The organism is Streptomyces wedmorensis (assembly GCF_000716445.1).
GTDB lineage: Bacteria > Actinomycetota > Actinomycetes > Streptomycetales > Streptomycetaceae > Streptomyces > Streptomyces wedmorensis.
The window spans coordinates 63,079-69,599 of the sequence record NZ_JNWK01000051.1 but is presented as its reverse complement, the minus strand read 5'-3'; the positions used below and the strand labels follow the sequence as shown (position 1 = coordinate 69,599).

Genomic DNA, 6,521 nt, shown 5'->3' with positions numbered 1-6,521 from the left:
CGACCGCCCTGACGGCCCTCCGAGCCCGAGTGGCCGCCCAAAGCAGCACCCCCGACATTAAGATCAAAGTGACAGGTTAATGATCGGCAGCCCCTTAGGACTCTGCCGTCGTGGTGCTGAGCGCGAAGCCGGCGATGCAGGACTGCGGGGCGCGCGGACGCCGACGGACGTGCCGTGTCAATCTCCCCGTCAGCAGGACCGTCGGGGGAGCGCCTCGGTAGAGGAGTCATGCCACGGACCGCAGCCGGTCCAGCTCGCAGCTGATCGCATCCCGTAGTCCGGCATGTCGCGGACCGAGACTGAATCGCTCGTCACTCCACCGCTCCCGCGGATAGAGCCACACGGGACGACTCACTACATCTCCCGGTTCCCAGTCGAACCGTGGCCAGATGTGCGCATGCAGGAACGGGTCTGAGTTCCCCAGAATCTCCAGGTTGACCCGCCGGAAAGCCGGGTCCAGCCGTCGGCAGACGCGCTCGACCGCCTCACCGAGTTGATCCATGTCCGAAAGGAACGAGAGCCGCTTCGCTCGGGGGAGATCCGACAACCGCTGCACGTCCGGCACGTCTACGAGGAGAACCGAGTAGCCCGGCAGGAACTGAACGTCCCCGATTGCCGCGAACCCTGACGTCATCCGTCGCAGCACCGTCGGGTTCTCACCCCTCAGAGCGCTGCCGATCCGATCCATCCGCCAGTCTCCAGTCACAGGCAGAACTTACAGTTCGGTGGAACGCGACCGGTGTGTGTGCGGCTGCGCCGTCTTTGAGGAGGCTGGTCGGTGTCGGCCGGGTGGTGAGCCCCGTTCCGCAATGGCCGAAGCGACGCGCCGCAGGGCAGCGCATCGCCCACATCCAGGATTCCGACGGCAAACCGGGGACCCTGCGCGGTGACGCCGGTCCGAGGCACTTGTGCTGGAGGCGGGCCGTCAATGGCCGAGAAAGTCCTTCCATACAGGCACAGAGGCCCGTGGCGTCCAAGGAGTGTCCGTTTCGGCCTCGCTGAACTCGCGGTCGATGTAGTCGGCCAGTTCCTGGTCGTAGCAGCTGATGTCGGTTCCTCGCAGTGACATCACTGGGTGTCCCCAGGTACCGGCACCGGCAGGGAGAACCGATACGCGTGGAGGGGAACGAGGCGTGGCGCCCGCGCGAGGACTGCCCGGGCAACCTCCACAGCGTCCTCACCGGCTGCTGGGCGTTCGCCCAGAGCTCGACGCCAACGACCATGGGCGGACATCGCTCAGAACTTTCTGCACCGGCCACTCCAGCCGGTAGCAGAGGTCCTCCGGATCGGCATGGCGCCAATCGGGCCAGGGCTGCTCCCACGCTGCGCCCTCCTCGGGGGGGCGAGGCGACAGGTGGCCCCGCGGACAGGAAAGCGGGCCGGAACGCTGGTGCTCGCATCACCGCGTGACAGTCGCGGGGCCGGCGGGTGTCCTCCCCGCCGGCCACCTCCTGCACCCAGTGGGCAGCGGTCGCTTAGACGACCCTGCAGCGCCCGCCGTACCCGGCCCCCCGCGAGGCCGCCAAGGTGAGCCGACGCCGGCCGACCGAAGCCTGCGCCACGTCGTGCCCTGGATCGGGGGCGTGGGCGGCTTGTCAGCCGGTCGGCATGGAAATGCGGAAGCACCGAAGCAGCTCCTGGGCCGGAGTGCTGTCCGGGTCGATGCTGTGGATGCGATTCAGCCTGCCCAGTACGCCAGGGCCCCAGAGACGGGCGCCATTGCATCGGAAGCAGAAGGCGATCTGGAAGAGCAGGTCGGTGGAGCCGGGTCGGACGGTGGACCGGCGCGTGACCTGAACGGCGTCGGGCGTGCTCTGGGGATTGGTCCAGCCGTCGCGACTTGCAAGGGCCGTCGTAGCGGGGTGAGAGTGTGGAGCCGTGCTGATATCGGGATTCGAGGGCGCCCCTGTTGTCGTGGGCGAGGACCTGTTGGAGATGCCGGGATTCTGGGCGGCCTACTTGATGTGGCTGAGCCAGACGGAGGAGTACGACCCCATCCCGGAATGGTTCGGGGTCGACGGGGCCGACGCCGATGCGGCCTGCGAAGCGCTCGGGAGCGAGGACCGCTGGCCTGTCTTTCGGATCCCGTTTGCCGAGGGTCACACCGCGCTGGTCGTGGGACGCAACAATCCCGACGACCCGGAGACGGAATACCTCGTCACCCACCCCGAGTGGGCGCGGCAGGGCCACCTGGCCACTGTCAGCGGTCACCAGGCCGGTCCGGGACTGTCATGGCGAGAGCTCCGCCACATCGCCCGTACACCCGACCTTGATGCACCGGGAGTTCATGCCGAGTACGCACGCCTGCTCCTGTTGCTGCCCGCGCTCGGGGATCAGGATTTGCCCGACGACGCGGCATGCGTCGTCGGACGAGCGTTGGTGGAAGCGGCAGTCCCCACGGCGATGGCGCAGGATCTCGCGGAGGCACTTCTCGCGGATCACCCGTTGTGGGAACCGGCTGAATGGACGTTTTCTGCCGGTACACCGCTGTCAGGGGGCCAGGAACCCTTCCCCGGAATCCTGTACTGCGACGGGTACATGAGCCCGCGGTGTGGGACTCGCATCGCCCAGGGCATCACCTACGAGCAGAGCAGCCGACTTGCTCTGGCGCTCGGTACCTGGCCCGGCTGAGCGGCTGCATCGAGGGGGCGATGTTCCGACGGTGGCGCGCACGGTCGTGTCTGCGGCCGTCTGGGCACATCGATATGGGCACATCGAAGTGTCGCCGGGGCCGGTGAGGGGTTCCATCGTTCGACGGTTTGACGGCCCTTGCTTCCGCGTACCCCTCGCGAAGTGTCGTGATCGGTTCGCGGCGGACCGCGAACCGATCGGCTGGACTCTTCGAGGCGGGCGGCGAGTTTGTCACATCGCGCCGGGCTGGCCCCCGCCTCAGCCCCGGCCTCAGCCTCAGCCCCGGCCTCAGCCCCGGCCTCAGCCTCAGCCCCGGCCTCAGCCCCGGCCTCAGCCCCATCGTCGGTGGCGCCTGCCGGCACCCGCTCCCGGCGGTGGTGCTACGAGCAAGATCGGCTCCCGGCACTTCCAGTGCGGTGCCTTCGGGGGCGGGAACACGGGTGCCAGGCATGGATGTGCTGGGGTACGCGGGAGCCGAGCAGATGCACTCGTGTGGGTGATCGTCAACTTCGGAGGTGAGACGCTCCGTTGAGGTCGAGGATGGTGCCGGAGGACCATTCGGCGGCGGGGGAGGCGAGCCAGAGGACGGACGCGGCGATCTCTTCGGTGGTGCCGACGCGGCCGAACGGGCTTTGGGCGCGGATCGAATCGCCTTCGGGGCCTTCAAGGCGAGGTGCGACGCGTTCGGTGGCGAAGAAGCCGGGGGCGACCGAGGCGACGCCGATGCCGTAGGGGGCGAGGGAGACGGCGAGGGACTGGCCGAGGGAGTGGACGGCGGCCTTGGTGGCGCCGTAGGCGGGGTGGTCGGGTTCGCCTCGGAAGGCGCCGCGGGAGCCGATGTTGACGATCCTGCCTCCTGTGCCCTGCTTGATCATGATGTGGGCGGCGAGGTGGCTGAGGTTCGCGGTGGCGAGCAGGTTCACCGCGACGTGCTGTTGCCAGGCCTCGACCCATTCCTCGTACGGGGTCTCCGCGAGGGGGTGGCGGATGTTCACTGCCGCGTTGTTCACCAGCACGTCGATCCCGCCGAGTGCCTCTGTGGTCATGTCCATCACGACGGAGGCCCCGGCAGGCTTCGTGAGGTCGCTGCCGATCAGAACGTGTCCCGTGCCGGCAAGGGACTCGAAGGTCGCGCGCGCCTCGTCGGTGCGCGAGCCGAAGTGGACGGCGACGCGGTCGCCGTTGGTGGCGAACGCCTGGGCCACCGCGCGTCCGAGACCACGTGACGCGCCACTGACCAGGACGCGCCTGCCCGAGGCCGGCAGATTCATGGAGGTTCCTTTCGAACGGCGACGAGAGGGGGAGACCCTGAGGTCCCGCCCCTGCCGTCACATCGGTCGTTGATCTCCAAGCGTAGGAGATCCGCAGGGGGCGCTCGCGCCGTCGGTGTCGTGGGCGGTGCTCGTGACGGACGGGGATGTGCTGCTCCGTCAGTACGGGCTTCAGTCCTTCGCTCGCCCCTCGATGCCGTCCAGGACCCGGTCGAGCCCCCACGCGTACTGCTCGTCCGAGACGAACTGCGCGATCGTGTCGGCCGCCTCGGTCGTGCGGGGGTAGAGGTGCGCGGGGACGGCGCGGAGTTGTTCGCGGCGGGTCGCGACGCGTTCGGCGATCGGTGGGGCGGGGTCGGGGGAGGGGAGTTCGGCGGCTTCCAGGGCGATGGCTCCGAGGACCTGGACGATCAGTAGGTAGGAGGCGCGGGCCGCTTCCGTCGGGGCGAGGCCGGCGTCGGTGAGGACGGCGAGGAGGGCTTCGCCGAGGGCGAGGGCGTGGGGGCCGTCCATCGGGCCGGAGAGCAGGAGGTGGACTGCTCCCGGGTGGGCGAGCAGGCGGTGGCGCAGGTCGGTGGCGAGCGCGTGGATGCGGTCGCGCCATGGGGTGTCGCGGGAGGTGAGGGCGGCGAGGTCGGTTTGACCGAGGAGGTGCTCGACGACCGCGCCGACCACTGCGGCGCGGTCGGGGAAATACGTGTAGACGGCGTTCGGGGCGAGTCCGAGCTCGGCGGCGATGCCCCGGATGCTCACCGCGTCGGCGCCGCGGGCGCCGAGCAGTCGGATGGCCGCGGCGACTACCTCGTCCTCGCGGACCGCTCGCTTGCGGCCCCGCTTTGCCGGTGGCGTGTCCTGTGCCATCCGTGCGCCTCCTCATCCGTCCGTTACGCGAAACCTTGACGAGTCATTTTTGCACGGCGTACATTAATTGCACAGCGTACAGAAATTTGAGGTGGTTCCCATGCGGGTTCCGGTGCGCATCCCCATGCGAGTCCCCGTCCGCGTATCCGTCCGCGGACCCATGCGCCCCGCTCTGAGTGTCTGGGGCCGGTGGACGGCCGGTTTCCTGGCCTTCCCCATCGCCGGACTCGTCGGCCGCGCGGCGGCCGGTCCGGTCGACGACGTGATGAGCGCCCTGGTGGGCGGGGGCGTGGCGGGGGCGGTGATCGGTGCCGGGCAGGCACTCGTGTCCTCCGGCCGGCTGAGTCTGCCGCGCTGGTCCGTCGCCACGGCGACAGGCGGTGGGCTCGGGCTCCTGCTCGGTGCCGCGCTGGTCGGTTACCGTACCGATCTCGGTTCACTGGCGGTCATGGGTGCCGTCGAGGGCGTCCTGCTCGGCGTGGCGCAGGCTTGCGCGCTCCCGCGCACGGCCCGCCTGCCGTGGCTCTGGGCGGCCGCGATGCCGCTCCTGTGGGCGACGGGCTGGACCGTGACCACGCTCGCCGGCGTGGGGGTGGACGTACGGTTCACCGTCTTCGGCGCCACCGGCGCGCTCACCTTCTCCGCCCTCTCCGGCGTCCTGCTCCACGGACTCCTGCCGCCCACCGTCACCGACCGAGCCGCCGGCTCGGACTCCCTCCGCGAGGTCGACGCATGAAGCACACCACCACCCCCCGTCACGTGATTTTCGGCTCCGGCGCCGTGGGAACGGCCATCGCCGAGGCACTGGTACGCCGAGGAGAGTCCGTCCGGATCGTGAACCGGTCCGGCCGCGCGGACGTCCCCGACGGCGTAGAGGTCGCGGCCGGCGACGCTGCCGATCCCGCCTTCACCACCGCCGTGGCAGCCGGCGCGGCCGTCGTCTACCAGGCGCTCAACCCGCCGTATCACCGCTGGCAGCAGGAGTTCCCCGCACTCCAGGCCGGTGTTCTCGCCGCGGCCGAGGCGTCCGGCGCCCGCATGGTCTCGATGGACAACGTCTACAGCTACGGGCCTCCCGGCGGCCGACCGTTCACCGAGGAGACCCCCGACGCCGCGACCACCCGCAAGGGGCGGCTCCGCGGCCGGATGGCCCAGGATCTGCTCGCCGCGCACAAGGCCGGGCGCGTGGAGGTGGCGATCGGCCGCGCCTCCGACTACTTCGGGCCGCGCGGCGGCGCCCAGTCCAACCTGGGCGACCTGGTTTTCCCCGCGCTCCTGGCCGGCCGTACCGCCACCGTCCTCGGCGATCCGGACCAGCCGCACACCTACACCTTCATCCCCGACATCGGAGAGACCCTCGCCCTCCTCGGTCGCCACCCCGACGCCCCTGGCCGCATCTGGCACCTCCCCAACGACCCGCACACCCGCACCACACGCCAGCTCGTCGACCTGGCCCACCGCGCCACCGGCCGTCCCGGCTCCGCCCGCCTGCGCCGGATGCCGACGATCGCCCTCTACGCGCTCGGCGCGGTCAACCGCACAGTGCGTGAACTCATCGAGATGCAGTACGAGTTCGCCGAACCGTTCGTCGTCGACTCCACCCTCGTCCGCGACCTGCTGGGCGCCACCGCCACCCCCGTCGAGGAGGCGCTGGAGCGAACGGTGGCGGCCTACCGCGCCATGGCGAAGTGAGCCCCTCAGGGTGTGGGCGCACTCCGCCGCGCCTTTCCCGGCTCGGCGGCCCCACGTCCTCCGCCT

General features: G+C 70.2%; 6 protein-coding genes. 3 read left to right on the top strand and 3 right to left on the bottom strand.

All coding sequences use genetic code 11. The features are described 5' to 3' along the window. Positions 1-226: 226 nt before the first annotated feature. Positions 227-706: an HIT family protein gene (locus tag OO54_RS31660; protein WP_033209179.1), complete on the bottom strand. Its 480-nt coding sequence runs from the start codon at positions 704-706 to the stop codon at positions 227-229. Positions 707-1,914: 1,208 nt separating this feature from the next. Here OO54_RS31660 and OO54_RS31655 point away from each other — a divergent pair. Further along, a complete protein-coding gene (locus OO54_RS31655; RefSeq protein WP_200146646.1) occupies positions 1,915-2,631 on the top strand; it encodes a hypothetical protein in 717 nt (238 codons plus the stop codon). A 503-nt stretch (positions 2,632-3,134) separates the two neighbouring features. On the opposite strand, the gene OO54_RS31650 is transcribed toward OO54_RS31655, so the two are convergent. Next, positions 3,135-3,902: an SDR family NAD(P)-dependent oxidoreductase gene (locus tag OO54_RS31650; protein WP_033209175.1), complete on the bottom strand. Its 768-nt coding sequence runs from the start codon at positions 3,900-3,902 to the stop codon at positions 3,135-3,137. Positions 3,903-4,073: 171 nt separating this feature from the next. Further along, positions 4,074-4,763, bottom strand: a complete 690-nt coding sequence (locus OO54_RS31645; RefSeq protein ID WP_033209172.1) for a TetR/AcrR family transcriptional regulator — start codon at positions 4,761-4,763, stop codon at positions 4,074-4,076. A gap of 160 nt (positions 4,764-4,923) precedes the next feature. On the opposite strand from OO54_RS31645, the gene OO54_RS31640 reads away from it, so the two are divergent. After that, positions 4,924-5,499, top strand: a complete 576-nt coding sequence (locus OO54_RS31640) for a hypothetical protein (RefSeq protein WP_033209169.1) — start codon at positions 4,924-4,926, stop codon at positions 5,497-5,499. Beyond that, a complete protein-coding gene (locus OO54_RS31635; RefSeq protein ID WP_033209167.1) occupies positions 5,496-6,455 on the top strand; it encodes an NAD-dependent epimerase/dehydratase family protein in 960 nt (319 codons plus the stop codon). The genes OO54_RS31640 and OO54_RS31635 overlap by 4 nt, the downstream gene beginning before the upstream one ends. Positions 6,456-6,521: the final 66 nt, after the last annotated feature.